This window comes from Streptomyces sp. NPDC024555 (assembly GCF_055559335.1).
The window spans coordinates 220,531-245,706 of record NZ_JBVHKV010000013.1 but is presented as its reverse complement, the minus strand read 5'-3'; the positions used below and the strand labels follow the sequence as shown (position 1 = coordinate 245,706).

Annotated in this window: 23 protein-coding genes and 1 riboswitch; of the genes, 13 read left to right on the top strand and 10 right to left on the bottom strand. The window is 72.3% G+C overall.

The features are described 5' to 3' along the window. Nucleotides 1-27 precede the first annotated feature (27 nt). Nucleotides 28-1,086 carry a zinc-dependent alcohol dehydrogenase family protein gene (locus ACZ4FH_RS24020; RefSeq protein ID WP_467307230.1) on the bottom strand — a complete coding sequence of 353 codons (1,059 nt, stop codon included), beginning with the start codon at nucleotides 1,084-1,086 and terminating at the stop codon, nucleotides 28-30. Continuing rightward, nucleotides 1,083-1,505 (bottom strand): hypothetical protein, encoded by a 423-nt coding sequence (locus ACZ4FH_RS24015; protein WP_467307229.1) that lies wholly within the window; start codon nucleotides 1,503-1,505, stop codon nucleotides 1,083-1,085. The genes ACZ4FH_RS24020 and ACZ4FH_RS24015 overlap by 4 nt, the downstream gene beginning before the upstream one ends. 120 nt (nucleotides 1,506-1,625) lie before the next feature. On the opposite strand from ACZ4FH_RS24015, the gene ACZ4FH_RS24010 reads away from it, so the two are divergent. Continuing rightward, complete coding sequence (locus ACZ4FH_RS24010; protein WP_467307228.1) at nucleotides 1,626-2,429, top strand: helix-turn-helix domain-containing protein; 804 nt, start codon at nucleotides 1,626-1,628, stop codon at nucleotides 2,427-2,429. A gap of 24 nt (nucleotides 2,430-2,453) precedes the next feature. Here the strand turns inward: ACZ4FH_RS24010 and ACZ4FH_RS24005 are convergent, their stop codons facing one another. Continuing rightward, nucleotides 2,454-5,321, bottom strand: coding sequence for an AfsR/SARP family transcriptional regulator (locus ACZ4FH_RS24005; protein ID WP_467307227.1), 2,868 nt, complete (start codon nucleotides 5,319-5,321; stop codon nucleotides 2,454-2,456). 160 nt (nucleotides 5,322-5,481) lie between these two features. On the opposite strand from ACZ4FH_RS24005, the gene ACZ4FH_RS24000 reads away from it, so the two are divergent. Both ACZ4FH_RS24000 and ACZ4FH_RS23995 read left to right on the top strand, forming a co-directional pair. Further along, nucleotides 5,482-5,787, top strand: a complete 306-nt coding sequence (locus ACZ4FH_RS24000) for a beta-Ig-H3/fasciclin (protein ID WP_467307225.1) — start codon at nucleotides 5,482-5,484, stop codon at nucleotides 5,785-5,787. 595 nt (nucleotides 5,788-6,382) lie between these two features. Further along, nucleotides 6,383-7,294 carry a hypothetical protein gene (locus tag ACZ4FH_RS23995; RefSeq protein WP_467307223.1) on the top strand — a complete coding sequence of 304 codons (912 nt, stop codon included), beginning with the start codon at nucleotides 6,383-6,385 and terminating at the stop codon, nucleotides 7,292-7,294. A 20-nt stretch (nucleotides 7,295-7,314) separates the two neighbouring features. Here the strand turns inward: ACZ4FH_RS23995 and ACZ4FH_RS23990 are convergent, their stop codons facing one another. Both ACZ4FH_RS23990 and ACZ4FH_RS23985 read right to left on the bottom strand, forming a co-directional pair. Then, the gene (locus tag ACZ4FH_RS23990; RefSeq protein WP_467307222.1) at nucleotides 7,315-7,944 is read right to left on the bottom strand and encodes a sugar O-acetyltransferase; all 630 of its coding nucleotides are present in this window, start codon (nucleotides 7,942-7,944) and stop codon (nucleotides 7,315-7,317) included. An 84-nt stretch (nucleotides 7,945-8,028) separates the two neighbouring features. Beyond that, nucleotides 8,029-9,735 carry a CocE/NonD family hydrolase gene (locus ACZ4FH_RS23985; RefSeq protein WP_467307220.1) on the bottom strand — a complete coding sequence of 569 codons (1,707 nt, stop codon included), beginning with the start codon at nucleotides 9,733-9,735 and terminating at the stop codon, nucleotides 8,029-8,031. Nucleotides 9,736-9,870: 135 nt separating this feature from the next. Here ACZ4FH_RS23985 and ACZ4FH_RS23980 point away from each other — a divergent pair, with 135 nt between their 5' ends. Then, complete coding sequence (locus ACZ4FH_RS23980) at nucleotides 9,871-10,704, top strand: TetR/AcrR family transcriptional regulator (RefSeq protein ID WP_467307219.1); 834 nt, start codon at nucleotides 9,871-9,873, stop codon at nucleotides 10,702-10,704. A 103-nt stretch (nucleotides 10,705-10,807) separates the two neighbouring features. On the opposite strand, the gene groL is transcribed toward ACZ4FH_RS23980, so the two are convergent. From groL to thrC, 4 genes are all read right to left on the bottom strand, one after another. Beyond that, on the bottom strand, nucleotides 10,808-12,433 hold the full coding sequence (gene groL / locus ACZ4FH_RS23975; protein WP_383651048.1) for a chaperonin GroEL: 1,626 nt from the start codon (nucleotides 12,431-12,433) through the stop codon (nucleotides 10,808-10,810). 361 nt (nucleotides 12,434-12,794) lie between these two features. Continuing rightward, nucleotides 12,795-13,001 carry a cold-shock protein gene (locus ACZ4FH_RS23970; RefSeq protein ID WP_003967346.1) on the bottom strand — a complete coding sequence of 69 codons (207 nt, stop codon included), beginning with the start codon at nucleotides 12,999-13,001 and terminating at the stop codon, nucleotides 12,795-12,797. Between the two features lie 436 nt (nucleotides 13,002-13,437). Next, nucleotides 13,438-13,716 carry a MoaD/ThiS family protein gene (locus ACZ4FH_RS23965; RefSeq protein ID WP_383651049.1) on the bottom strand — a complete coding sequence of 93 codons (279 nt, stop codon included), beginning with the start codon at nucleotides 13,714-13,716 and terminating at the stop codon, nucleotides 13,438-13,440. Nucleotides 13,717-13,755: 39 nt separating this feature from the next. Then, complete coding sequence (thrC, locus tag ACZ4FH_RS23960) at nucleotides 13,756-15,048, bottom strand: threonine synthase (RefSeq protein WP_467307218.1); 1,293 nt, start codon at nucleotides 15,046-15,048, stop codon at nucleotides 13,756-13,758. A gap of 17 nt (nucleotides 15,049-15,065) precedes the next feature. Next, nucleotides 15,066-15,192: riboswitch (SAM riboswitch) on the bottom strand. A 164-nt stretch (nucleotides 15,193-15,356) separates the two neighbouring features. Between thrC and ACZ4FH_RS23955 the strand changes: the two genes are divergently transcribed. Together ACZ4FH_RS23955 and ACZ4FH_RS23950 are read left to right on the top strand one after the other, a co-directional pair. Then, a complete protein-coding gene (locus ACZ4FH_RS23955; protein WP_383651065.1) occupies nucleotides 15,357-16,319 on the top strand; it encodes a glucosyl-3-phosphoglycerate synthase in 963 nt (320 codons plus the stop codon). A gap of 44 nt (nucleotides 16,320-16,363) precedes the next feature. Next, nucleotides 16,364-17,755, top strand: coding sequence for an alpha,alpha-trehalose-phosphate synthase (UDP-forming) (locus ACZ4FH_RS23950; protein WP_467307216.1), 1,392 nt, complete (start codon nucleotides 16,364-16,366; stop codon nucleotides 17,753-17,755). Between the two features lie 9 nt (nucleotides 17,756-17,764). Here the strand turns inward: ACZ4FH_RS23950 and otsB are convergent, their stop codons facing one another. Further along, nucleotides 17,765-18,628, bottom strand: coding sequence for a trehalose-phosphatase (otsB, locus tag ACZ4FH_RS23945; RefSeq protein ID WP_467307215.1), 864 nt, complete (start codon nucleotides 18,626-18,628; stop codon nucleotides 17,765-17,767). 135 nt (nucleotides 18,629-18,763) lie between these two features. Between otsB and ACZ4FH_RS23940 the strand changes: the two genes are divergently transcribed. The 7 genes from ACZ4FH_RS23940 (at nucleotide 18,764) to ACZ4FH_RS23910 (ending at nucleotide 25,106) form a co-directional block, all read left to right on the top strand. Then, nucleotides 18,764-19,414, top strand: a complete 651-nt coding sequence (locus tag ACZ4FH_RS23940) for a DUF6875 domain-containing protein (protein WP_467307213.1) — start codon at nucleotides 18,764-18,766, stop codon at nucleotides 19,412-19,414. 35 nt (nucleotides 19,415-19,449) lie between these two features. Continuing rightward, nucleotides 19,450-20,217 (top strand): 4'-phosphopantetheinyl transferase family protein, encoded by a 768-nt coding sequence (locus tag ACZ4FH_RS23935; RefSeq protein WP_467307212.1) that lies wholly within the window; start codon nucleotides 19,450-19,452, stop codon nucleotides 20,215-20,217. 141 nt (nucleotides 20,218-20,358) lie between these two features. Further along, nucleotides 20,359-21,900 carry a tryptophan halogenase family protein gene (locus ACZ4FH_RS23930; protein WP_467307211.1) on the top strand — a complete coding sequence of 514 codons (1,542 nt, stop codon included), beginning with the start codon at nucleotides 20,359-20,361 and terminating at the stop codon, nucleotides 21,898-21,900. Between the two features lie 244 nt (nucleotides 21,901-22,144). Further along, a complete protein-coding gene (locus tag ACZ4FH_RS23925) occupies nucleotides 22,145-22,639 on the top strand; it encodes a flavin reductase family protein (protein WP_467307210.1) in 495 nt (164 codons plus the stop codon). Further along, complete coding sequence (locus ACZ4FH_RS23920; protein ID WP_467307209.1) at nucleotides 22,636-24,126, top strand: cation:proton antiporter; 1,491 nt, start codon at nucleotides 22,636-22,638, stop codon at nucleotides 24,124-24,126. Before ACZ4FH_RS23925 ends, ACZ4FH_RS23920 begins: the two co-directional genes overlap by 4 nt. A gap of 1 nt (nucleotide 24,127) precedes the next feature. Then, nucleotides 24,128-24,421 carry a chorismate mutase family protein gene (locus tag ACZ4FH_RS23915; protein WP_467307208.1) on the top strand — a complete coding sequence of 98 codons (294 nt, stop codon included), beginning with the start codon at nucleotides 24,128-24,130 and terminating at the stop codon, nucleotides 24,419-24,421. A gap of 73 nt (nucleotides 24,422-24,494) precedes the next feature. Further along, nucleotides 24,495-25,106 (top strand): sensor domain-containing protein, encoded by a 612-nt coding sequence (locus tag ACZ4FH_RS23910; protein WP_467307207.1) that lies wholly within the window; start codon nucleotides 24,495-24,497, stop codon nucleotides 25,104-25,106. Nucleotides 25,107-25,176: the final 70 nt, after the last annotated feature.

Below are 25,176 nucleotides of genomic sequence, written 5' to 3'. Positions count from 1 at the left end.
CGAGGGCCGGGAGTTCGGACCGTACGGCTACGCCCCGTCCGCCGACTGCCCGATCTCGATGACGACCTTGCCGAACGGGCGGGCCGATGCGTAGTGGTGGTAGGCGGCCACGGCGTCCTCGAAGGGGAAGGTGCGGTCGAGGACCGGGCGGAGGCGGTGGGTGGTGATGAGGTCGTTCATGGCGAGGAACTGGGCCCGGCTGCCGACGGCGAGGGCGCGGACGGTGGCGGCGCCGGCGAAGAGGAGGCGGGGGTCGAGGGGCGGCCAGTCGCCGGTGACGGAGCCGACGAGGGCGAGGTGGCCGTCCACGGCGAGGGACTTCAGGGACTGGTCGAGCGCGCCGGCGGTGTGGACGACGCGGTCGGCTCCGCGCCCGGCGGTGCGGTCGCGGGCCAGGGCGGACCAGTCGGGGGCGGTGCGGTAGTTGATCACCTCGTCGGCTCCCAGGGCACGGAGGAGGGCTTCCTTCTCGGGGCGGCCGGTGGTGGCGATCACGCGTGCGCCCAGGGCCTTGGCGAACTGCGCCGCGAAGAGGGAGACGCCGCCGGAGCCGGTGACGAGGACGGTCTGTCCGGCGCGGATGCCCCGGCCGTCGCCGGTGAGGGCGTTCCAGGCGGTGACGGCGGCGCAGGGCAGGGTGGCGGCCTCCGCGTACGAGAGATGGTCGGGGACGGGCACGAGGGCGTCCTCGGGGAGTACGGCGCGCTCGGTCAGCATGCCGTCGAGGGAACCGCCCAGTTGTGGCAGGTACGCGGGTCTCAGCGGGCCGTCCAGCCAGTACGGGAACAAGGTGGCCGCCACCCGGTCACCCGGGCGCACCCTCCGCACGTCCGGCCCGACCGCGACGACCTCGCCGGCCCCGTCCGAGAGCGGCACGACGTCCGGCTTGACGGGCAGCACGTACTGACCGCGTATGACGAGGAGTTCACGGAAGCCGAGCGAGGCGGCGCGGACCGCTACGGCGACCTCGCCCGGTCCGGGGGTGCGCGGCCGGTGCGTACGCAGGGACAGGCCCTCGATCCCGGCGCCGGAGTCGACGTGGTAGCTGCGCACCTGTGCGGGGCGGTCCGTGTTCATCGTGGTCATCCCTCGATGAACTGGTGATCGCGGACGATACGGCCGTCGGGGCCCAGCACCAGGATCTCCAGTCCGGCAGCGGCGATCCGACCGTCGTCGCGGGCCACCATCTCCCAGGTGAACTTGACGAGGTTGTCGATCCGGTCGGCGTCACCGCGCGGCCGGAACACGTACGTGCCCGGCGCGACGAACTCCTCGTGGGCGCGCGTCACCCGGAAGTCCAGGGCCCGGTGGCCGCGCGCCTCCAGGACGAGACGGTCGAAGCCCAGCAGGTGAGCGTTCCGGCGCATCTCCTCGGGCGGCTGGAGGAGATGGACCGCGTCGGGGGCCCAGAGCGCGCGCACGGCGGCGCGGCGGTGGTCCGCGTCGGGTTCGTTCCAGACGGCCACGTAGCGTTCGGCCAGCTCGCGGGTGTCGGGGTCGGTCATGGGGTCCTCCTCATGGGCGCTTTCGCGGGGTGCGGCACCGACCCTGCTTTCGCCGGGCGGTGAGCGGCAATTCCCCGCAGGGAATCGCGCGGAGGCGTCCGGGCGGGCTACACAGGAGGGGTGATCAGTGAATCGGCGGGGGCCGGGCTCGCGGGAGCCTTGCGGGAGTGGCGCGTCCGGCGGCGCGTCAGCCAGCTGGAGCTGGCCGTACGGGCCGGTACGACGCAGCGGCACGTCAGCTTCATCGAGAGCGGGCGGTCCGTCCCCGGCCGCTCGATGATCATCCGGCTGGCGGAGTCCCTGGAGGTGCCGATGCGCGAGCGCAACGACCTGCTCCTCACGGCCGGGTTCGCGCCCGTCTACCCGCAGACCCCGCTGGACGATCCCCGGCTCGCACCGATCCGTACCGCCCTCGACCAGATCCTGCGCGGCCATCTGCCCTACCCCGCCGTCGCGGTGGACCGGCACGGCGATCTCGTCTCGGCCAACGAGGCCTTCCACGCCCTCACCGCGGGGGCGGCCCCGCATCTGCTCGTGCCCCCGGTGAGCGTCCCCCGGGTGCTCCTGCATCCGCAGGGCCTCGCCCCGCGCATCGTCAACCTCGGCACCTGGGCCTGGCACGTCATCGACCACGTACGGGCCGAGAGCGTACGCAACCCGGACGACCGGCTCCGGCGGCTGGCCGACGAACTCACCGGGCTGGTGCCGCCCCGGCCGCGCGAGACACCGCGCCACCTCGGCTTCGCCGTACCGCTGCGTCTGCGGGCCCCTGATCCGGACGACAGCAGGGAGCTCACCCTCGTCACCACGCTCACGCACTTCGGCACCGCCGCCGATGTCACCGTCGCGGAACTGCGGCTGGAGGCGTTCCTGCCGGCCGACGAGGAGACGGCGGCCCTGCTGGCCGAACTGCTCAAGCCGTAAGCGCGACGGGGCCGGAACCCGCCGTCAGACGTCCCGTACCCGCGCCAGCCGTTCCCGTACCGCGTCGGCCTCCGGGTCGTGGAGGGCGTCGAAGAGGGCGGCGGCGGCCTGCCAGGCGCGTCGGGCGTCGGGGGTGCGGCCGGTGGCCTCGTGGGTCTCGCCGAGGCGGACGAGGGTTTCGGCCTCGTGGTAGCGGTCGGCGGAGGCCCGGAAGAGGGTGATGGCCTCGTCGTAGCTGGCGAGGGCGCGGTCGTAGTGGGCGAGGCGGTGGTAGGCGTAGCCGAGGCTGTCGAGGGTGGCGGCCTGGCCGTTGTGGTCGCCGGTGCGGCGCTGGTGGGCGAGGGCCTGGCTGCAGCTGTCGATGGCGCGGGCGTAGTCGCCCTCGGAGGCGTGGAGCCAGCCGATGGCGTTGAGGGTGCGGGCCTCGCCGTCGCGGTTGCCGGAGAGCCGGTGGAGGCGGAGGGCTTCGTTGCCGTGGCGCAGGGCCTCGGCGGACCGGCCGGCCATGAAGCAGAGTTCGACGTAGTTGTGGAGGGTCTGGGCCCGGCCGGCGGTGTCGTCGAGGGCGGTGTAGAGGTCGAGGGCCCGGCGCAGCCGCGCCTCGGCGGCATCGGCCCCGCCGAGGCGGGAATGGGCGCGGGCCAGCAGACGGCAGGCCATGGCCTGGCCGGCCGGGTCGTCCGCGCGTTCGGCGGCGGCGAGCGCGGTCTCCTGCACCGCGCGCTGGTCCTGCCACAGGCCGTGCGGCGCGAGGTAGGCGGTGATCGCCCAGGCCAACTGCCAGCAGTACGTGTCGAATCCGTGCCGCGTGGCCTGGGCCGCCGCCCGCAGCAGCACCTGGAGTTCGGCGGCGAACCAGGCCAGCGCGGCATCGGCGCCCGCGTCGCACGCCGGGTCCATCCCGTCGTACCCGAGGCTCGGTACGGGGGTGATGGCGTTCCACTGCGGCTGTACGAGGACGGCGGCGCGGTGGGCCCGGTGGAGCAGGTGGTCGTAGAGCCGTTCGCGGGCGGCGTGCCGCTCCTCCCGCGACTCCTGGGTGCGGGCGAGTTCGGCGGCGTGCGCCCGTACGAGGTCGTGGAAGACGTACCGTCCGGGCGTCTGCTCCGTCAGCAGGTGCAGCCGGGTCAGCTCCCGCAGGCGGGTCCGTACGTCCCGCTCCGGGGCGCCCGCGAGCGCGGCCGCCGCGCCCGGTGTCAGCTCCGGCCCCGGGTGCAGCCCCAGCAGCCGGAACAGCCGGGCCCCGTCGGCGGTCAGGGCGCGGCACGACCAGGTCATCGCCCGCCGCGCGTCCGCGTCCTCCATCGCGTCCAGCACGGCCCCGGCGGGCCGCAGTTCGGCGGCGAAGGTGTGCAGGGGGAAGGACGGATGGCCCGCCACGCGCCCGGCGACCACCGCGAGGGCCAGCGGCAGCCGCCCGGTCGCGGCCACGATCTCCGCCGCGGCGGCCGGTTCGGCCGCCACCCGCTCCCCGAGGTGCCGGACCAGGACCCCGATGGACTCCGCCTCCGTCAGCACGTCCAGGCCGACCGGCCGCGCCCCCTCCCCCGCCACCAGCCCGCCCAGCCGCTCCCGGCTGGTGACCACGACCGTGCTGTGCCCGGCACCGGGCAGCAGGGGCCGTACGTGCGCGGAGTCCCGCGCGTTGTCCAGGACGACGAGCATCCGGCGCGCGGCCAGCAGGCTCCGGAACAGTCCCGACCTGGCCTCCTCCCCGGCCGGGATACGGGACTGCGGTACGCCCAGCGCCTCGATGAACCCCTGGAGCGCGTCGGCGGCGGGCAGCGCGCCCTCCTCGTCGTACCCGCGCAGGTTCACGTGGAGCTGCCCGTCGGGGAAGCGTTCGGCGACCCGGTGCGCCCAGTGCAGCACCAGCGCGGACTTCCCGACCCCGGCCATGCCCGTCACGGCGATGATCGTCGCGGTGGGCGGGCGACCGGCCGGTCCGGCCGTCAGGCAGGTGTCGAGCGCGGAGAGCGCGGCCCCGCGGCCGACGAAGTCGGCGGTGACGGGCGGGAGTTGCCGGGGGATGTCGGACGACGGCGCTTCCGAGGGGGGTGGTGTGCCTGAGGAGGGGGTTTCGTTCGAGGCCCCTGGTGCCGGACCGGCCCCCGGCCCGCCCGTCACACCCGTTTCCGCCGCACCCGGCCCCGTGGACTCCGGCCCGCCCCGCTGCCGGAGTATGTCCTCGTGGAGGCGGGTCAGCTCCGGGCCGGGTTCGAGGCCCGTCTCACGGACGAGTTCGTCGCGCGCCCGGCGGTAGGCCTCCAGCGCGCCGGACAGGTCACCGGTGCGGTGCAGGCCGAGCATGAGACGGGCCCAGGCCCGCTGCCGCAGCGGATGCGCGTCGACGAGGTCCCGCATGCGGCGGACGACCTCCGCGCAGCGGTCCTCGCCGAGGAGGGCCGCCGCGAAGTCCTCCTCGGCGTGGCAGCGGCGCTCCTCCAGCCGGGCGGCCCAGCGGGTCAGGACGTCCGGGACCGGCAGTCCGTCGAGGACCGGGCCGCGCCACAGCTCCAGAGCCAGGTTCAACTCCTGGCAGGCGAGCGCGGTGTCCCCCTGCGCCAGGGCCCGTCTGCCGTGTGCGGCGGCCTGGTCGAAGAGGTCGATGTCCCGCTGTCCCGGTCCGACCAGCAGCAGATAGCCGCCGGGGGTGCGCACCAGGCCCTCACCCAGGACACTGCGCAGACCCCTCACGTACGTACGGCGGTTGGCGGCGGCCGAGGGCGGCGGGTCCTCGCCCCACAGCGCCGCGTCGAGGACGGCGGCGGGCACGGCCTCGGACGGCCGGCTGAGCAGAGTGGCCAGAACCAGACGCTGTTTGACGGAACCCAGCTCCATGGCCACGTCACCGCGGTAGGCCGCCAGCGAACCGAGAAGAGCGAAACGCATCCCTCATCACCCCACCCGCAGGGCGCCGGCTCACCGCGCGGGCCAACGCCTCGTTGTACGCGTGCTGTACGCAGAATATGCGCTGGTCAGCTTAGCGTTCCGCTTGTTCCGAGCAAGTACTCGTCAAGCACCGAACCCGCACCCAGCTAGGAGCAATGCGATGCGTATGTCCCGGAGGGCCGTGCAGGCCGCCCTGACCGCAGCCGTCCTCGGCGGTTCCATGATCGTCACGGCGAGCCCGGCCATGGCGGCGACCGTGGCACCGTCCTGCGTCACCCGCATGGTGACCGAAACCACCGACGGCTTCGACGTGCTGCTCATCAACAAGTGCAGCACCACCGTCTCGGTGAAGGTCGACGTCTCCCTGGCTCCGGACAGCCCGTGTTACGTGATGTCGAAGGGCACCAGCAAGATGTTCTACTACCACGGCATCCTCGGTAACTACACGCGCACCATCACCTGCTGACGCCTGCCGACGACCGCACCCTCGTCCCCCTGCGCACGGGTACGGGCCTCCTTCCCCCATCGGGCCCGTACCCGTCACGCGCCTTCGGTGAAGATCCGATGCAGGGTGCATCCCGGCCATGGCCCCACCGCCACGCCTCCCCGTACCCTCAAGCCCCTTCCGTCCCAGCGGCCTTGAGCCGGGACGCCTACGCATCCAGGGGGATCACGCCATGGGAACCGTCATTCCGACAGCGATCGTCATCATCTTTCTCGTCCTCCTGGTGATCTGGATCATCTCCGCGTTCACCGGCGGCCGGAGGCGCTGAGCGATCGTCCGGCCCGAAGCTCAAGGGGCGAGATCCGAGCGCTCTTTACGAGGAATGGGTGGAGGGTCACTTCCCACCCTCCCGCCCTCCTGGCCGGCACCCAACGCCCAGCACCCGGCGCCGGGGAGAGTCCGCGCACGGAAAGATCCACCCAGGGGGTTGACTTTCCGCGATCGGCTTGCGACCTGCCGTCATCACGCTCTAGCGTCAGCCCCGACCAAGACGGCCCCCACCGGTGCAGAAACACCGAGCAGGGGCCTGACCAGTTCGATCGAAAACGGCGATCTCATGGCTGTCGACGAGTTTAGTGCCGCCCCCTCCCCTGACGTACTGGAGCGCCACCCGATGGCGAGCCCCGGTTACGGCAAGCGCTCCACCCCCGGTCAACTCCGGGCCACCGGACATGACTTCGCCCACCTCCGCCCTCGCGACGCGGCTGTCGCCGCTTATGTCGACGGGCTGTGCGACGGGGCCGACATCTCCGTGAAGACGCTCGCCAAGGTGCTGCCGTACGGGCAGTGCGCCTTGCGGACGACGCTGAACCGGCTCCAGGAGGCCGGGCATCTGCGGCGGGGCAGGGAGTGCGTCGAGGCGGACGGGGTGCTGCTCTGGGTGACGCGGACCTTCTTCTCCCGTACGGCGCGCGACGACGCGTGGTGGACGGCCTTCGCGCAGGGCGACGCGCCTTGGGACGCGCCCCGACGCCCCACCCGCTCAAGGGCGTTCGTCCTGCTCGCCGCCCTCGGCCGGACCGCGCCCGTCCTCACGCTGTCCGCCGCGCACTGCGCGGCGCTGGAGCCGCGCGTCGCGGAGTGGTTCGACCGGGGCGCCACCGAGGCCGAGATCCTGAACGCGCTGACGCAGGGGCTCCCCGTCCCCGTCCACAGCGCCTTCCACCTCGTCGGCGCCCGCCTGCGCGACAAGCTGCCGCCCGCCCGCCACGCACCCGCCCGGCCGGCCGTCGTCCTGCGGTCCCTGGAGTGCGGCGAGTGCCAGGCCCCCGGCAGCCCGGAGGCCCTGCGCGGCGGACTGTGCGGGGCGTGCCGGGGCGGCCCGGACACCGGCTCTCCGCACGGCGGCCCGGCGGACGCGGTGCCCGCGCAGCTCGTACGGGAGCGGATGAACGCCGTACGGGAGGGGCTGGTGCCCCGGTCGGAACGTGTTCCCCGGTCGTCGAGCGTGCGCCGTCGCGGGCGCTGACGGGTTCCCCGATCAGGCACTCAGGGGGCGGACCTGCCGTTCGCGTTCCGTGCCCCGTCGGTGCGGGTCGTGAGGTCGTCGTCCGTGATGGCGCGGACCACCCGGCACGGTGTCCCCATGGCCACGCTCATCGGCGGAACGCTGCGGCTGACGACGCTGCCCGCACCGATCACCGATCCGTAGCCGATGCGCACCCCCGGCAGCACGACCACGTTGCTGCCGATCCACACCTTGTCCTCGATGGTGATCGGCTCCGAGAACCGACCGAAGTCCGCACGCCGCTCCGGGTGCACGGGGTGCCCCGTCGTCGTCAGCGTCACGCTCGGCGCGATCATCACCCCGTTCCCGATCCGGATCTCCACATCGTCGACGAACGTCAGGTTCACGTTCCCGAAGAAGTCGTCCCCGAGGTGCACACGGCTCCCGAACGCCGCGTGGAACGGCGGCAGCAGCACCGTCCGTTCACCGACCGACCCGAAGATCGCGGTCAGTAGCGCCCGGCGCCGCTCCTCCTCGTCCGGCGGCGTCATGTTGTACGCGAAGATCTCCCCCGCCCGCCGCTCCCCGGCCTGGAACGCCGCTTCGGACTCGGTGTAGACGAGCCCCTCGGCTATGCGTGCCAGCACTTCTTCCCTGGACACCTGCGTCACGGCGGAAGGCCCCTTCTCTGCTCCCCCGGCCCCCACGAACGAGCCGGGCGCTGCTGACGGAGGACCGAGGCTAGCCGATCGGGTTCAGGAGGCGGGATCACCCGCCTCCCCCGGCAGCAGCAGCACCGAGTCCGCGTGCACCGTGAGCCGGATCGGTACGAACTCCTGTGCGTCCAAACGGTGTTCGCCCGTTCCGGGGTTCTGGGCGTAGCGGGGGTGGGCGGTGGGGGCGAGTTGCCAGCGGATGCGGTGGCCGGGGGCGAAGCGGTGGGCGGTGGTGCCCATGGGGACGGTGAGGTGGGCGGGTTCGCCGGGGGTGGTGCGGAGTGGGGCGATGCCGTCGCAGAGGTTGGTGGAGCGGCCCTGGGGGTCGACGTCGCAGAGGCGGGTGAAGACGTCGCCGTGGCCGGTGTCGGTGGAGGCGCTGATGCGGGCGGTGACGGGGCCGAGGACGGTGAGGGGTTCGGTCAGGGGCGGGCCGGTGAAGGTGAGGACGTCGTCGCGGGCCTCCAGGGCCGCGTTGTCGCGGGGGCCCGCGGTGCGGGAGAGGAGGGGGCCGCCGAGGGTGGGTGCGGGGTCGGCCGGGTCGTGGCGGACGGTGGCCAGGGGGGCGTCGTCCGTGGGGGGCTGGGGGGTGAGGTGGCCGTCGGGGGTCGGGTGCCAGGAGGTGGTGGCGGGGGCGGGTGGCCAGGCGTCCAGGTCGCGCCAGCCGGTCTCGGCGTCGGAGCCGGAGCCGCCGACGTGGACGCGTACGGGGGTGGGGCGCAGGGCCGAGCGGTCGCCGCAGAGGTGGGCGCGGAGCCAGGCCAGGGTGTCGGCGAAGACCTCGGGCCAGCCCTGCTGGAGGGCGGAGGTGTGGGTCCAGGGGCCGACCAGCAGCGTGCTCTCGGTGCCCGCGCGGCGCAGCCGCTCGTACTGCGCGAAGGTCTGCTCGGCGAGGACGTCGTACCGGCCGGTGATCAGGGCGGTGGGGACACCGGAGGTGTCGGCGGCCCTGGCGGTGGACGCCCCCTGCCAGTACGGGTCGTCCGCGTCGGGGTGGGTCACCACGTCGTCCAGCCAGGGCACGTCCGTCCCGAGCGCCGCCGTGTAGGAGCCGCGCAGCGGGCGGGCCGCGGTGATCGCGCGCATCCCGCGCTGGAGGCGCAGCGTCGCCCTGATGAGGGGCAGCATGCCGCGCTGCTGGTAGGTCATGCCCGCGCCGACCGCGAGCGCGGTCTCCAGATGGAGCACCCCGTTCGTGTGGAAGAGGGCGTACGGATCGTGCAGGCCGACCTGGACCGCCATGGCCTTCAGCTCCGGCGGCGGGTCCAGGGCCAGTGCCCACTGGACGTAGCCGAGGTAGCTGGGGCCGACCGTGCCCAGGGTGCCCGTGAACCAGGGCTGTTCCCGCAGCCAGGCCACCGTCGCCAGGCCGTCCGCGGCCTCGTTGCGCCAGAGGTCGAAGGTGCCGCCCGAGCCGCCGGTGCCGCGGCAGCTCTGGAGGACGACGTGGAAGCCCTGTTCGGCGAAGAGGATCCCGTACTGCGGGGACCACGGCACGCCCCGCCCGTAGGGCGAGCGGACCAGCAGGGTGGGGAAGTCGCCCGCGTCCCGGGGGAAGTAGTGGTCGGTGACCAGCGCGCTGCCGTCGGCCGCCGGCACCGTCAGACCGGACTCCCGGGCGACCTTGTGGCGGGCGGCGGGCAGCCCCTTCCAAGTGGCCCGCATCAACCGCGCGGACAGCGGCGGCTTCGCCGACGGGGGCGCCCAGGAGGACTTCGGCCGGTCGGCATGCGCGGGTGTTGTCATCGTTCGCCTCCGTCGCTCACATCATTCTCGTACTGTGTACGAGAATAGCGGACGCGTCGACGCCCCGGATGATGGGGTACGGGCACGGCGGGACGGGACAGCCGTGCGAGGAACAAGGAAGGGAGCGGCGCGATCGTGAGCCGTACGGACGGGGCCGGGGAGCAGGAGGGCGGGAACGCCGCCCGGGGCGGGGGTGCCGCCCGGGGCGGGGGTGCCGCCCGGGGCGGGGGTGCCGCCCGGGGCGGGGGTGCCGCCCGGGGCGGGGGTGCCGCCCGTCACGGGGGCGTCGATCCCAGACAGCTCTGGCTCGCGCACGGCGGACCCCGGCGGGGGCGCCGGCCCGCCTTCAGCCGGGAGGCGATCACCGCGGCCGCCGTGGCCCTGGCGGACGCCGAGGGGATCGACGCCGTCACCATGCGGCGGGTCGCCGCCGAGGTCGGCGCGGGCGTCATGTCGCTCTACAGCTACGCGCCCGACAAGGAGACGCTGCTGGACCTGATGATCGACCACGTCGCCGGCGAACTGCCCGCGTCCGGCCCGCTCACCGGCGACTGGCGCGCCGACCTCAAGACCATCGGCCACCAACAACGCGCCCATATGCTCCGGCACCCCTGGCTGCCCGCCGCCGTGCAGGACCCCCGCACACCGGGCCCCCGCACGCTCGCCTTCCTGGAGCACGCGCTGGCCGCCCTGCGGCCCAGCGGGCTCGACGGGGCGGCGCGCCTGGAGGTCTTCGCCCAGCTCACCTCGTTCGTGGCGGCCCAGGTGGCCTTCGAGGTCGGTCAGGCACGGGTGGCCCGGGATCCCGGCCGGGCCGCCGCCGAAGCGCTCTATCTGGCCGAGGTCGCCGCCGACGGCAGCCATCCGGAACTGGCCGAGGCGCTGGCGACCGCCGGCCGGCCCGCCACCCCGGACGCCGTGTTCGACCGCTTCCTCACCCGTCTCGTCGACGGCCTCGACGCGGGCTGAGCCCGGACGCGCGGAAACACCGGACGCGCAAAGACACCGGCCCCCGGGGACGAGTCCCCGGGGGCCGGTGTCTGCGTACTGCTGGTCCGCTGATCCGTCAGGATCAGAAGTCCATGTCACCGCCCGGCATGCCGCCCGGGGCGCCCGCGGCAGCGGCCTTCTCCGGCTTGTCGGCGATGACGGCCTCGGTGGTGAGGAAGAGCGCGGCGATGGACGCGGCGTTCTGCAGGGCGGAGCGCGTGACCTTCGCCGGGTCGAGGATGCCCTCGGCGATCATGTCGACGTACTCGCCGGTCGCGGCGTTCAGACCGTGGCCGACGGCCAGGTTGCGCACCTTCTCGACGACGACGCCGCCCTCAAGACCACCGTTGACGGCGATCTGCTTCAGCGGGGCCTCCAGCGCCAGCTTGACGGCGTTGGCGCCGGTCGCCTCGTCACCCGAGAGCTCCAGCTTCTCGAAGACGGCCGAGGCCTGGAGCAGAGCCACGCCACCACCGGCGACGATGCCCTCCTCGACGGCGGCCTTGGCGTTGCGCACCGCGTCCTCGATGCGGTGCTTGCGCTCCTTGAGCTCGACCTCGGTGGCGGCACCGGCCTTGATGACGGCCACGCCGCCGGCCAGCTTCGCCAGACGCTCCTGGAGCTTCTCGCGGTCGTAGTCCGAGTCGGAGTTCTCGATCTCGGCACGGATCTGGTTGACGCGGCCCTGGACCTGGTCGCTGTCACCGGCGCCGTCGACGATCGTCGTCTCGTCCTTGGTGATGACGACCTTGCGGGCGCGGCCGAGCAGGTCGAGACCGGCGTTCTCCAGCTTGAGGCCGACCTCCTCGGAGATGACGGTGCCACCGGTGAGGATGGCGATGTCGCCGAGCATGGCCTTGCGGCGGTCACCGAAGCCCGGGGCCTTGACGGCGACGGACTTGAAGGTGCCACGGATCTTGTTGACGACCAGGGTCGACAGGGCCTCGCCCTCGACGTCCTCGGCGATGATCAGCAGCGGCTTGCCGGACTGCATGACCTTCTCCAGCAGCGGAAGGAGGTCCTTCACGTTGCTGACCTTGGAGTTGACGATCAGGATGTACGGGTCGTCCAGGGACGACTCCATGCGCTCCATGTCGGTGGCGAAGTACGCCGAGATGTAGCCCTTGTCGAAGCGCATACCCTCGGTGAGCTCCAGCTCCAGACCGAAGGTCTGGGACTCCTCGACGGTGATGACGCCTTCCTTGCCGACCTTGTCCATGGCCTCGGCGATGAGCTCGCCGATCTGGGTGTCGGCGGCGGAGATGGAGGCCGTCGAAGCGATCTGCTCCTTGGTCTCCACGTCCTTGGCCTGCTCCAGGAGGGCGGCGGAGACGGCCTCGACGGCCTTCTCGATGCCCCGCTTGAGAGCCATCGGGTTCGCACCCGCGGCCACGTTGCGCAGGCCCTCGCGGACGAGCGCCTGGGCGAGAACGGTGGCGGTGGTCGTACCGTCGCCGGCGACGTCGTCCGTCTTCTTGGCGACCTCCTTGACCAGCTCCGCACCGATCTTCTCGTACGGGTCCTCCAGCTCGATCTCCTTGGCGATGGACACACCATCGTTGGTGATCGTGGGGGCGCCCCACTTCTTCTCGAGGACGACGTTGCGACCCTTGGGGCCAAGGGTGACCTTGACGGCGTCGGCGAGCTGGTTCATGCCGCGCTCGAGACCGCGCCGGGCCTCCTCGTCGAACGCGATGATCTTGGCCATGTGAAGTGGTCCTCCCGGACAGGGGTGGATTGCTCCGGACCGAGTGGCGCCCGCGACGGACGGCCTGCGTGCCGGTGGTTCCTTGCCCCACCGGACCTGCGGGCCTCACCGGCCCGGTCCAAGTTCTGTCACTCTCACCTGGAGAGTGCTAAGCCCAATGATTAGCACTCGACCCCCTTGAGTGCAAGCGCCTCCCTCCGGAGTGTGGACAACCGGAGGGGCGGCCGGGGGCGACGGGAGGGGCGGCCGGGCAGGTGGACGCACACGCGCGGAGGGCCCGTACCCGGGGATGCTTCCCCTGGGTGCGGGCCCTCCGTGCCTGAGTGGCGTCGTTGACCGACTGCGTCGTGTCCGGCCGGGCTCAGCCGACGGCGAGCTTGACCATGTCCGCCTGCGGCCCCTTCTGGCCCTGCGAGATCTCGAACTCAACTCGCTGACCCTCTTCGAGGGTGCGGTACCCGTCCATCTGGATCGCGCTGTAGTGGACGAAAACATCCGCACCACCGTCGACCGCGATGAAGCCGTACCCCTTCTCCGCGTTGAACCACTTGACGGTGCCCTGAGCCATGCCTAACTCCCCTATTACTGGCCCTTTCACAGGACCGCACTTCGCGGACCCGGGTCAGAACCCACCCTCCGTCAGGAGAGGGTGCGTGCGCCGGAACGCGTCGACCGCGGCTGAATGTATCTGCCCAACTGCCCTCTGCAACAGGTCAATCGGACGAGAATTCTGAGCAGCCACGATCGCCCGAATACGGGGAATTCATAAGATTCCAGGGCAAGTCGGGCCAGGCAAAGGCCACTTATGGCGCAAGGTGCTCGAACACTTTGGCTGCATCTTGTCGTGGCCGGGCGCATTCTCGTATGCGGGCGGCACGGGCAGCGGAGGGGACTTCCCACACTCTACCGCGCTCAACCATGCAGAATTGCCCCCTCCGCTTCTCTCGCGGAGGGGGCAATTCTGGTGACGCGGTGGAGTCGGGCCGCCCGGAGCGGCCCGGGGATCAGCAGCCGCCGGCGACGGCCGGGATGATCGAGATGCCGGCGCCGTCCGGGGTGGCCGTGTCCAGGCCGCCCTCGAAGCGGACGTCGTCGTCGTTGACGTACACGTTCACGAAGCGGCGGAGCTTGCCCTGGTCGTCCAGGACGCGGGCGGCGATGCCCGGGTGGTTCTTCTCCAGGGACTCGATCACCTCGGAGAGGACGGCGCCCTCCGCGGGGACCTCGGCCTGGCCGCCGGTGTAGGTGCGGAGGATGGTGGGGATGCGGACCTTGACGCTCATGGTGTGCCCTTCCTGAAGTCTCGGGTGATCGAAAGCTACTCAGTTACCGGCGAGTCCGGCCGCGCGGAACGCGTCGAGGTTCGGCCGGATCGTGGCCGTCGCCTGAGAGGTCTCGGCCACCGCGTCCAGGGTCTTGAGGCCGTCCCCGGTGTTCAGGACCACGGTGGTGAGCGCCGGGTCGAGCAGGCCGTCCTCGATGAGCTTCTTCGTCACGCCGACGGTCACACCGCCCGCGGTCTCGGCGAAGATGCCCTCGGTGCGGGCCAGCAGCTTGATCGCGTCGACGATCTGCTCGTCGTTCACGTCCTCCACCGCGCCGCCGGTGCGGCGGGCGATGTCCAGGACGTACGGGCCGTCGGCCGGGTTGCCGATCGCGAGGGACTTGGCGATCGTGTTCGGCTTCTGCGGGCGGACCACGTCGTGGCCGGCCTTGAAGGCGGCGGAGACCGGGGAGCAGCCCTCGGCCTGGGCGCCGAAGATCTTGTACGGCTTGTCCTCGACCAGCCCGAGCTTGATCAGCTCGCGCAGCCCCTTGTCGATCTTGGTCAGCTGGGAGCCGGACGCGATCGGGATGACGATCTGGTCGGGCAGCCGCCAGCCGAGCTGCTCGCAGATCTCGTACGCCAGGGTCTTGGAGCCCTCGCCGTAGTACGGGCGCAGGTTGACGTTGACGAAGCCCCAGCCCTCGCCCAGCGGGTCGCCGATGAGCTCGGAGCAGAAGCGGTTGACGTCGTCGTAGTTGCCCTCGATGCCGACCAGCTCGCCGCCGTACACCGCGGCCATGACGACCTTGCCCTGCTCCAGGTCGTGCGGGATGAAGACGCAGGAGCGCAGGCCCGCGCGGGCGGCGGCGGCGCCGACGGCGCCGGCCAGGTTGCCGGTGGAGGAGCAGGACAGGGTGGTGAAGCCGAAGGCGCGGGCGGCCTCGACGGCGATCGCGACGACGCGGTCCTTGAAGGAGTGCGTCGGGTTGCCGGAGTCGTCCTTGACGTACAGGCCGCCGGTGACGCCCAGCTCGCGGGCGAGGTTGTCGGCCTTGACCAGCTTGGTGAAGCCGGGGTTGATGTTGGGCTTCTCGGCGACGTCGGCGGGCACCGGCAGCAGCGGCGCGTAACGCCAGATGTTGTCCGGACCGGCCTCGATGCGCTTCTTCAGCTCCTCGGGAGAGCCGCTCGGGAGGTCGTACGCCACTTCGAGCGGCCCGAAACAGGACGCGCAGGCGAAGATCGGGCCGAGGGCGAATCGCTCGCCGCATTCGCGGCAGGAAAGCGCGGCGGCGGGACCCAGGTCCGGGGAGGAATCGGTGTGAACTGCGACAGTCTCAACAGCCATGATGGCGAGGCCCTTTCTCCTCATCTTCCTCATGGCGCGTTTCGCCACGAGACGGAATTGGCACCTTCCCCACCGAACCTCGCGGTCGGCAGGAGGGTTGCCGGGACTTCAACGGGCCGTTCCCTCTGTCCCTCTGGATGAGCGCTGTGGCACCGGATCGTGGGCGCACCATGGATCCGGGCGTTTATCGGCGGACGGACCCCGGCATGCGATGGCCATCTGCGTTGTTCAAGACTGTAACCGAAGCACCGGAGGGTTGAGATAGTCGTCCGGTCCGCGAGATGGATCACATACAGGGAGTGCCGACCGTGCTGGAAGAGGTCGAACGCTGGCTGGCCAGGCGTTCCTGGTCGGCCGCCGACCGTCCGCTGGACCGTCTGCTGGCCGCCAGGGCCGGTCTGGGGGCCGGGGACCCGCACGGCGGAAGCGTCAGCGTGGTGCTGCCCGCGCTGAACGAGGCGGAGACCGTCGGTGACATCGTCGCGACGGTCCGGCGCGAGCTGATGGAGAAGGTCCGGCTGGTCGACGAGCTGGTGGTGATCGACTCCGGTTCGACGGACGCCACCGCCGAGGTGGCCCGCCGGGCGGGTGCCCGGGTGATCCACCGGGACGCGATCCTGCCGCGTCTGCCGGCCGTCCCCGGCAAGGGCGAGGTGCTGTGGCGGTCACTCCTGGTGACCGGCGGGGACATCGTGTGCTTCGTGGACGCGGACCTGAGGGAGTTCTCCGCGGACTTCGTCTCGGGCATCGTCGGACCGCTGCTGACCGACCCGTCGGTGCAGTTCGTCAAGGCCATGTACGACCGCCCGTTCGGGGACACCGCGGGTCAGGGCGGCCGGGTCACGGAGATGGTGGCGCGCCCGCTGCTCAATCTGCACTGGCCGCAGCTGGCCGGTTTCGTCCAGCCGCTGGGCGGCGAGTACGCGGTGCGGCGCTCCCTGCTGGAGCGGCTGCCGTTCCCGGTCGGTTACGGGGTGGAGCTGGGCCTGCTGGTCGACGCCCTGCACACCGTGGGCCTGGACGCCCTCGCGCAGGTGGACGTCGGGGTCCGCCGCCACCGCCACCAGGACGGCCAGGCGCTCGGCCGGATGGCCGCCGCGATCTACCGGACCGCGCAGCTGCGGCTCTCCCGGGGCCATCTGGTCCGCCCCCATCTGACCCAGTTCGAACGCGGTGAGCACGGCTTCGTCCCGCACACCTATCCGGTGGACACCGAGGAACGGCCGCCGATGCGCGAGATCGAGGAGTACGTTTCAGGCCGCGCGGCCTGACTTCGCACGTTTGGGCGGTTCGTGATCGGGCTAGATTCCGCAACATGGTCTCCGAGCACGCCCCGCAGCCCGCTGCCCAGGTCCTCGTCGCGTCCAACCGCGGCCCGGTCTCGTACACGCTCCGTGACGACGGCACGCTCGACGCCAAGCGCGGCGGCGGCGGGCTGGTCTCCGGGCTGAGCGCCGTCGACGACAAGATCTGGGTCTGCGCCGCCCTGGGCGACGGCGACCGCGAGGCGGTCCGCAGAGGGGCCGCCGAACCGGGCGTCCGGATGCTCGACATCGACGCGGACGTGCACGCCGACGCGTACAACGGCATCGCCAACTCGGTCCTCTGGTTCATCCACCACCTGCTCTACCAGACCCCCGTCGAGCCCGTCTTCGACGCGGAGTTCCGGCGGCAGTGGGCGTCCTACGAGGCCTACAACCGGGCCTTCGCCGACGCGCTCGCCGAGGAGGCCGGACCGGGCGCGGCGGTCCTCGTGCAGGACTACCACCTGGCCCTGGTCCCCGGCATGCTCCGGGCGCTCCGCCCCGATCTGCGGATCGGGCACTTCTCGCACACCCCGTGGGCGCCCGTCGACTACTTCCGGCTGCTGCCCGACGACATCGCCGAGCAGCTGCTGCGCGGCATCCTCGGGGCGGACCGGGCGGCGTTCCTGACCCGCCGCTGGGCCGACGCGTTCCTCGCCTGCTGCACGGACCTCCTCGGCGGCACCGGACACACCCGCGTCGGGGTGCACGGGCTGGGCGCCGACGGCGACTTCCTGCGCCGCCGGTCGCACGAACCGGACGTGGACGAGCGGATGGCGGCCCTGCGCGAGCAGGTGGGCCCCGGCCGGAAGACGATCGTCCGCGTGGACCGCACGGAGCTGTCGAAGAACATCGTCCGCGGACTGCACGCCTACCGCGCCCTGCTCGACGCCCGGCCCGAATGGCGCGGCCGCGTCGTCCACATCGCCTTCGCCTACCCCTCCCGCCAGGACCTGGCCGTCTACCGGGAGTACACCGAGGAGGTGCGCCGCGTCGCCGACGGCGTCAACGAGGCGTACGGCACGGCGGACTGGACCCCGGTCGTCCTGCACGTCGAGGACGACTTCGCCCGCTCCCTCGCCGCGTACCGGCTGGCGGACGTCGCCCTCGTCAACCCGATCCGGGACGGCATGAACCTGGTCGCCAAGGAGGTCCCGGTCGTCTCCGACGAGGGCTGCGCGCTGGTCCTGTCCCGGGAGGCGGGGGCGTACGAGGAGCTGGGCGAGGACGCGCTCGTGGTCAACCCCTACGACGTCTCCGCCACGGCCGTCGCGCTCCACGAGGCCCTGACCATGGCCGGTGACGAACGGGCGGACCGCACCCGCAGGCTCGCCGAGGCGGGCACGGCGCTGCCGCCGCAGCGCTGGTTCCTGGACCAACTGGAGGCGCTGCGGCGGGAGTAGGGGCGGCGGTCAGCCCTTGCGTTCCCGGATCCGGTCCGCGAGCGCCCGCAGGAAGCCCACGACCGCCTCCGGGCCGGGGAGCGACAGGTCGGCGCGTTCGGCCAGTTCGGTGACCTCGGTGCTGCCGCTGCAGACCAGCAGGCCCGGGGTGCCGCCGGCGCGGAGCTTCTCCACCGCCGCGTACGCGGCGAGGTCGCCGAGGTCGTCGCCCGCGTAGAGCACCGACTCGGCGCCCACCTCGCGGAGGTAGCGGGTGAGGGCGACGCCCTTGTCCATGCCGGGCGGGCGCAGTTCCAGGACGAGGCGGCCCGGTTCGACGATCAGGCCGTGCCGGGCGGCGAGTTCGCCCAGGGGGCCGCGCAGCGCCTCGAAGGCGCCCTGCGGGTCGGCGGCGCGGCGGGTGTGGACGGCGACGGCCTGGCCCTTCTCCTCGGTCCAGGTGCCGTGCCAGGCGTCGAACCGGTCGAGCACGCCCGGGAGTTCGGCCCGGACGGCGGCGACGCCGGGGTGCGGGGCCGGGGTGGTGACGGTGCCGGTGGCGGCGTCCCAGCGTTCGGCGCCGTAGTGGCCGAGGACGACGAGGTGGTCCAGGCCGGGCACTCCGGCGAAGCCGCCGCGCCGGACCGCGACGCCGGCCTGCCGGCCGGTGATCACGGCGACGGAGGCGACCAGCGGGGAGAGCGCGACCAGGGCCTCGACGGCGCCGGGATGGGCGCGGGCCTGTTCCGGGTCGGGGACGATGTCGGCGAGCGTGCCGTCGAAGTCGAGCGCGACGACCGCGCGGCCGGGCCGGGCCAGGAGCGCGTCCAGACCCTCCTGTCCGGCGGCGGTGTCGGGGGTCGGCAGAGGCGGGGTGTGCGGGTGGCTGCCCATGGTTCGAGCGTAGCCGTGCGACGGCCCGGGTGCCGGGGTTCGGGGTCTGTCCCCGGGCGGGGTCCGTGCCGGTCCCGGCGGGGTGAAGCCGTGGTGATGCCGAGGCGATACGGCGGCTGGCTAGCGTCCCCGCAGATGTCCACGAGGGAGGCACGCATGTCCGGCGACCGGATGTCCCAGGCCTGGGACTGGCTGAGCACGTACCCGATCCATCCGCATCCCGAACTCGGGCGCGACGGAGTCGTCTGCCCGTACATGGTCAAGGCGATCCGCCGCCGGTACGTCACCATGGAGGAGTTCGACGCGACCCAGGGCGACGAGGCGCTGATGGCGCTGGCCCGGAAGCTGCGGGCGGGGGTTCTGGAGAAGGCGGCGGAGCTGGGCTCCGACCGGCTGTACCTGGTGGGCATGGCCGTGCCGTACGGGCTGCCCGAGCCGGAGCTGAAGGCGATGGTCGCCCGGGTGCACGCGGCGCTCAAGCCGGAGTTCGTGGCGCTCGGGCTGATGATCGGCGACTTCTGGCCCGAGCACGAGACGATCGGGCTCCACAACGACGACTTCCGGCCGTTCACCAGCCCCATGCCGCTGCTGGGCATGCGCCACATCACCCCGGCCGATCTTCCGTTCTTCGTGAAGCACGAACCCGACCCGGACGACCGGCTGCGCCTCCTGGCGAATTTCCGGCGGCTTTTCGAGGGCCGGCTGAACGCCCATTGGACGGACCGGCTGAACGAGTCCGTACGCGAGGCCGAGAAGGAACGGGACAGCGCGCGCGTTCCCGCCTGAACCAGGGCCGACCCGAAAGGCAGGTGATACCGGTCATGCACCAGGAGGCCGAATGCCATGTCTGGCTGCAGCGGCCGCTGACCCGCCCCGCGTCCTGGTTCGGTCTGCTGGAGCCGGCGGAACTCAGCCGCTGCTCCTCCTATGTGCAGGAACTCGACCTGGCCCGCTTCGTCACCGGGCGGGTGCTCGCCAGGACCGCGCTCGGCGCGCTGCTGGGGGCACCGCCCGAGACGGTCCGGCTGCGCACCCGGTGCGCGGAGTGCGGCGGGGCCCACGGCAAGCCCGAGGCGGTCGGCGCGGCCGCAGGCTGGGAGCTGTCGATCTCGCACTCCGGCGAGGTGGTGGCCGTGGCCGTGGTCCGCGGCAAGGCCGTCGGCGTGGACGTCGAGGAGTTCCCCGGGCCCTCGGACCGGGCCCGCGAGCCCGCCCCGGGAGGGCTCGCGGGGGTGCCCGCGGAGTTCGAGCTCGTGCTGACCGACGAGGAGCGGACCGTCGTGGCCGCGCTGCCGCCCCGGGACCGGGCGCGGGCCTGCCTCACGTACTGGACCCGCAAGGAGGCGGTGCTGAAGGCGACCGGCGAGGGCCTGTACACGGCCATGACCGATCTCGGCGTCACACCGCCGCACGCCCCCGCCGCGCTGCTGCACCGGCACGGTCCGGGGGGCGGTACGCGGTCGCTGCCCGCGCTCGCCGATCTGCCCATGGACGGGGCCTACCACGGGACGGTGGCCGTGCTCGGTGCCCGTTCCGTCGCCGTACGCATGCACAGCGGCGCGGAAATGCTGTCCGAACGGTTCCGGTAAATCCGCTCGATAACGGAAGGAAAACCCGCCCGGTTAGCTTCGGGACATGGATCGCCACCCGGCACGCACCGCACGGGAAACGGGCTCGGTCCAGCGCTCTTCTCAGCTCATTCTTTCGGTTTCGGAACAAGGAGATGCCCAGTGATCAAGTCAGTCGTCATCGTCGGTGGAGGAACCGCGGGATGGATGAGCGCCACCTACCTCAAGGCCGCCTTCGGTGACCGCATCGACGTCACGGTCGTGGAGTCCGCCCGGGTGTCGAGCATCGGTGTCGGCGAGGCCACCTTCAGTACGGTCCGCCACTTCTTCGACTACCTCGGTCTCGACGAGACCGACTGGCTGCCGCACGTGGCCGGTTCGTACAAGATGGGCATCCGTTTCGAGAACTGGCGCAAGGCCGGCGACCACTTCTACCACCCGTTCGAACGGCTCCGTTCCTCCGACGGATTCTCGCTCGCCGACTGGTGGCTGAAGGAGGGCGACCGCACCCAGCCGTTCGACCGGGGCGTCTACCTCACCCCGCACCTGTGCGAGGCGCAGCGCTCCCCGCGGATGCTGGGCGGTTCGCTGTTCGCCGGCGGTCTCGACGACTCGCTGGGCCGCTCGACGCTCCAGGAGCAGCGGACCCAGTTCCCGTACGCGTACCACTTCGACGCCTCGCTGCTGGCGAAGTTCCTGACGACGTACGGCACCGAGCGGGGCGTGCGGCACGTCACGGACGACGTGCTGGACGTCGTCCGCGACGAGCGCGGCTGGATCAGCCATGTCACCACGCGCGAGCACGGCGACGTGGCCGGCGACCTGTTCATCGACTGCACCGGCTTCCGCGGGCTGCTGATCAACCAGGCGCTGGAGGAGAAGTTCGTCTCCTTCGAGGACGTGCTGCCCAACAACCGGGCCGTCGCCCTGCGCATCCCCAAGCCGGACCAGGCCACCGAGGGCATGAACCCGTACACCACCGCGACCGCGATGGACGCGGGCTGGATATGGACGATCCCGCTGTTCGGCCGGCACGGCAACGGCTATGTGTACTCCGACCAGTTCTGCTCCCCCGAGGAGGCCGAGCGCACGCTGCGGCAGTTCGCCGCCCCGGGCCAGGACGACCTGGAGGCCAACCACATCCGGATGCGCATCGGCCGCAACGAGCGCTCCTGGGTCAACAACTGCGTGGCCATCGGCCTGGCGAGCGCGTTCGTCGAGCCGCTGGAGTCGACCGGCATCTTCTTCATCCAGCACGGCATCGAGCAGCTGGTGAAGAACTTCCCGGACGCGAACTGGGACCCGCAGCTGCGCAACGACTACAACAACCGGGTCGCCGAGGTCCTCGACGGCGTCAAGGAGCTGCTGGTCCTGCACTACGTGGCCGCGGCCCGCGAGGACACCCCGTACTGGAAGGAGGCCAAGACCCGCCCCCTGCCGGACGGTCTCGCCGAGCGCCTGGCCCTCGCCTCCTCGCACCTGCTGGACGACCGGAGCATCTACCAGCCCTACCACGGCTTCGAGGAGTACTCCTGGATCACCATGCTGATGGGTCTCGGCCACGAGCCCGCCGGTCCCCGGCCGGCCCTCGCGCACATCGACCCGACGGCCGCGCGCGCCGAGCTGGCCGCGGTGCAGAACGACGCGAAGCGCCTGGTCGAGGCGCTTCCCAGCTGCTACGAGTACCTCGCCTCGCTCCACTGAGCGCGAGCTGCCCCTCCCCGCCGCCGGTGCCCGCGCCCACCCCCCTCCGTGCGGGCACCGACGGCCCCGTACACCGGCCCCATTCCGTTTACGCGCCTGGAGGCGAGTGACCATGCCAGCCCAGTCCGCCCCGCGGACCGCGGACCCGCGTCCGGGTCTGCGTTCCGTGAAACCGTGGGAGCGTCCGACGCCCCCCGCCTTTCCCGAACGGCCCCCGGTGGCCGTGGACGCGTTCCGTTCCCTGATGAGCGCCTTCCCCTCCGGGGTCGCCGTGATCACCACCTACGGTCCGGACGGACTGCCGCGCGGGCTCACCTGCTCGTCGCTGGCGAGCGTGACGTCCGAGCCGCCGACCCTGTCGGTCTGCCTCACCAGCAGCGGCGAGACGCTGCGGGCGCTGCGCACGCACGGCTCCTTCGCGGTGAACCTGCTGCACGACGGCGGCCAGGACGCCGCCGAGGTGTTCGCCCGGCCCGTCCCCGACCGCTTCGAGCGGGTCGCGTGGTGCCCCACGCCCGGCGCGGGGCTGCCCCGGCTGGTCGACGACGCGTTCACCACGGCCGATTGCCGCGTGTCCGACTTGATCGAGGTCGGCGATCATACGATGGTTCTGGGCGAAGTGACCGGAGTCGTCCAGGAGTCGGGGACTCCGCTGCTGTACGGGGCGCGCCGCTTCGCGCAGTGGCCAGGCGGCGCCGTCCCCGGGACCCGCCCCGCTCCGGAAGGGGTGGCGTCATGACCGTCTCGACGGTCCCCCCGGTGCGTCCGGGCACCCCGCGCTCCCGGCGCCCCGCCGTGGGCATCGTCGCCGGTCTGGTCGTGCTGGTGAGCGCGGTCGTCGTCTGGGGGCCCGGTCTGGTGCGCGGCGGGGAGGGGCACGGTGGGGTCGACCCGACTGCCCGCTTCCTGCTGGCCGTTGCCGTGATCGTGCTGGTCAGCCACTTATTGGGCACGGTGCTGCGCCGGTTCGGGCAGCCCGCCGTGATCGGGGAGATCGTCGGGGGTCTGGTGCTGGGGCCGTCCGCGCTCGGCTGGGCCTGGCCGTCGGCCCAGGCGTGGCTGCTGCCCGCCGAGGTGAAGTCGACCATGGCGATGGCGGCGCAGCTCGGACTGGTCACCTTCATGTTCCTGCTCGGCTGCGAGCTGCGCATGGAGCGGGTCAGCTCGGGCCGGACCGCGCTGGCCGCGACGGTCCTGGGCGGGATGGGGCTGCCGTTCCTGGCCGGTCTCGGGATCGCGGTGGCCGCGCCGGACGTGCTGCGCGGGGCCTCCGCCCATCACACCGGCTACGCGGTCTTCTTCGGTCTGGCGCTGTCGGTGACCGCGCTGCCGGTGCTGGCCCGGGTCCTGGTCGACCTGCGGATGGACCGCTCGGAGCTGGGGACGTTCGCCCTGGCCGGCGCGGCCGTCGGGGACGGCGTGGCCTGGCTGGCGCTCACCGTCGTCCTCGCGATGACCAGCGCCACCGGCAGTGTCGCCGCCACGGTCGGGCTGACGCTCGCGCTGGTCACCGTCACGGTCCTGGTCGTCCGGCCGCTGCTGGCCGCCGCCGTGCACGTCGCCGAGAAGCAGCCGGGCGGCGCCAAGGTCATGCTGCCCATGATGCTGCTGGCGGGGGCCGTCTCCTATGCGGCGATCACCCAGGTCATCGGGTTGCACCCGGTGATCGGCGCCTTCCTGTTCGGCACGGTGGTGCCGCGCGGCTCCCGGTCGGCGGAGCGGATGAACGAGCAGTTGCAGGGCTTCACCCTGGCGGTGCTGCTGCCGCTGTTCTTCGCCGGGATCGGGCTCAACGTCTCGATCCGCGGGCTGGGCCTGGCCCCCTGGCACTGGACCGTCCTGGTGGCCGTCGTGGCCGCCGCGACCGTGACCAAGTTCGTCGGCGCCGGGGGCGCCGCACGGGCGGCGGGCATGCCCCGCAACGAGGCGATGCGGCTCGGTGCGCTGATGAACTGCCGCGGCGTGACCGAGATCGTCGTCGCCGGAATCGGCTACGAGGCGGGGCTGATCGGGGCGAACGGGCTGACCGTCCTGGTCCTGATGGCGCTGGTGACCACGGCGCTGACCGGTCCGTTGCTCCGGGCCTTCGGGGTCCGTCCCCCGTCCCAGTCCGACGCGTCCCCGTACCCCGCCGACGAGGGCCCCTCCCCCGACGGCCCGCCGGCCGCCGCGTCCGTCCCCATCACCGCACCCGCCGAGCGGCGGGCCCGCACCCAGGAGGTCTGAGATGTCCCCCGTCGACTCGTCCCGGCTCGTGGAGCACCAGGCGCACCTCGCCTCGCTCGACCGCTCGATCATCTCCCTGATCGAGGAGCGCGCCAGCGCCGACGTCCAACTCCGCACCCTGCGACGCCTCGCCGGGCTGCATGAGTTCCAACTCACCCGGGAAAACGAGGTTCTGCATCAGTATCACGACGCTCTCGGACGCCAGGGCACCTCGATCGCGCTCCAATTGCTGTCGATCGCGCGCAATGAGGTCCGGCGGCCGGTGGGTGTCGAGGAGACTGCCACCGCAGCCTGATCCCTGTGCCCGGTGGGGGAACGCCCCCGCCGGGCACATTTCCGCGTCCGCACCCAGGAAAGGAACCCCCCTCATGCCGCACACCGTCCGTCCCCACGCCCCGCTCGCCGCCGCGGACGAGCCCACCGGCCTGCGCGGGCTGTTCGTCCTGCCGTTCCGCCGGCAGACCTGGAGATATGTGCTGTACGCGCTGCTGCTGCCGCTCACGCTGGCCCTGGTCCTGGGCTTGCAGTACCCGATGAAGACCGCCCAGGAGAAGGGGCATCCGGAGATCGGCACGGTGATCCTGCTGGCGGTCCTGGTCGTGGTCGCCGTGTTCGGCCCCCGCTTCGAGCGGGTGCGGGCGCGGTTCTGGCTGGGCGAGGAGATCGGCCGCCGCACGGGCGGGCGGCGCTTCGGCCGCAACGCGGCGTTCTTCCTGCTCAACATGGTGACGGGCGCGCTGGGGTTCCTCGCGGTGGCCGGCTGGCTCCTGATCTCCGTGCGCAATCTGACGTACCCGTTCTGGGGCTGGCGTTCCTACCCGGACCCGGCGTGGGGCGGTCCGCACCCGCTCGGTGTGGTCTCGCTGCACTTCCTGGCCGGTGTCGTGGCGCTCTTCGTCGGTCCGTGGATCATCGTGCGGCTGGCCCGGCTCCAGGTCCGGCTGGTGCGCGGCTTCATCGGGGAGGAGCGGCCCTCCTGACCGTACGGGGCGCACCGCACGGGTCCGGAACGTCGTCGACGGCCGGGCGGGACCGGATTCCGGTCGCGCC

Coding starts and splice junctions, on each gene's coding strand:
- ACZ4FH_RS24020 (WP_467307230.1), bottom strand. CDS start 1,086: ATGACCACGATGAACACGGACCGCCCCGCACAGGTGCGCAGCTACCAC.
- ACZ4FH_RS24015 (WP_467307229.1), bottom strand. CDS start 1,505: ATGACCGACCCCGACACCCGCGAGCTGGCCGAACGCTACGTGGCCGTC.
- ACZ4FH_RS24005 (WP_467307227.1), bottom strand. CDS start 5,321: ATGCGTTTCGCTCTTCTCGGTTCGCTGGCGGCCTACCGCGGTGACGTG.
- ACZ4FH_RS24000 (WP_467307225.1), top strand. CDS start 5,482: ATGCGTATGTCCCGGAGGGCCGTGCAGGCCGCCCTGACCGCAGCCGTC.
- ACZ4FH_RS23995 (WP_467307223.1), top strand. CDS start 6,383: ATGGCTGTCGACGAGTTTAGTGCCGCCCCCTCCCCTGACGTACTGGAG.
- ACZ4FH_RS23985 (WP_467307220.1), bottom strand. CDS start 9,735: ATGACAACACCCGCGCATGCCGACCGGCCGAAGTCCTCCTGGGCGCCC.
- groL (WP_383651048.1), bottom strand. CDS start 12,433: ATGGCCAAGATCATCGCGTTCGACGAGGAGGCCCGGCGCGGTCTCGAG.
- ACZ4FH_RS23970 (WP_003967346.1), bottom strand. CDS start 13,001: ATGGCTCAGGGCACCGTCAAGTGGTTCAACGCGGAGAAGGGGTACGGC.
- ACZ4FH_RS23965 (WP_383651049.1), bottom strand. CDS start 13,716: ATGAGCGTCAAGGTCCGCATCCCCACCATCCTCCGCACCTACACCGGC.
- thrC (WP_467307218.1), bottom strand. CDS start 15,048: ATGGCTGTTGAGACTGTCGCAGTTCACACCGATTCCTCCCCGGACCTG.
- ACZ4FH_RS23950 (WP_467307216.1), top strand. CDS start 16,364: ATGGTCTCCGAGCACGCCCCGCAGCCCGCTGCCCAGGTCCTCGTCGCG.
- otsB (WP_467307215.1), bottom strand. CDS start 18,628: ATGGGCAGCCACCCGCACACCCCGCCTCTGCCGACCCCCGACACCGCC.
- ACZ4FH_RS23940 (WP_467307213.1), top strand. CDS start 18,764: ATGTCCACGAGGGAGGCACGCATGTCCGGCGACCGGATGTCCCAGGCC.
- ACZ4FH_RS23935 (WP_467307212.1), top strand. CDS start 19,450: ATGCACCAGGAGGCCGAATGCCATGTCTGGCTGCAGCGGCCGCTGACC.
- ACZ4FH_RS23925 (WP_467307210.1), top strand. CDS start 22,145: ATGAGCGCCTTCCCCTCCGGGGTCGCCGTGATCACCACCTACGGTCCG.
- ACZ4FH_RS23920 (WP_467307209.1), top strand. CDS start 22,636: ATGACCGTCTCGACGGTCCCCCCGGTGCGTCCGGGCACCCCGCGCTCC.
- ACZ4FH_RS23915 (WP_467307208.1), top strand. CDS start 24,128: ATGTCCCCCGTCGACTCGTCCCGGCTCGTGGAGCACCAGGCGCACCTC.
- ACZ4FH_RS23910 (WP_467307207.1), top strand. CDS start 24,495: ATGCCGCACACCGTCCGTCCCCACGCCCCGCTCGCCGCCGCGGACGAG.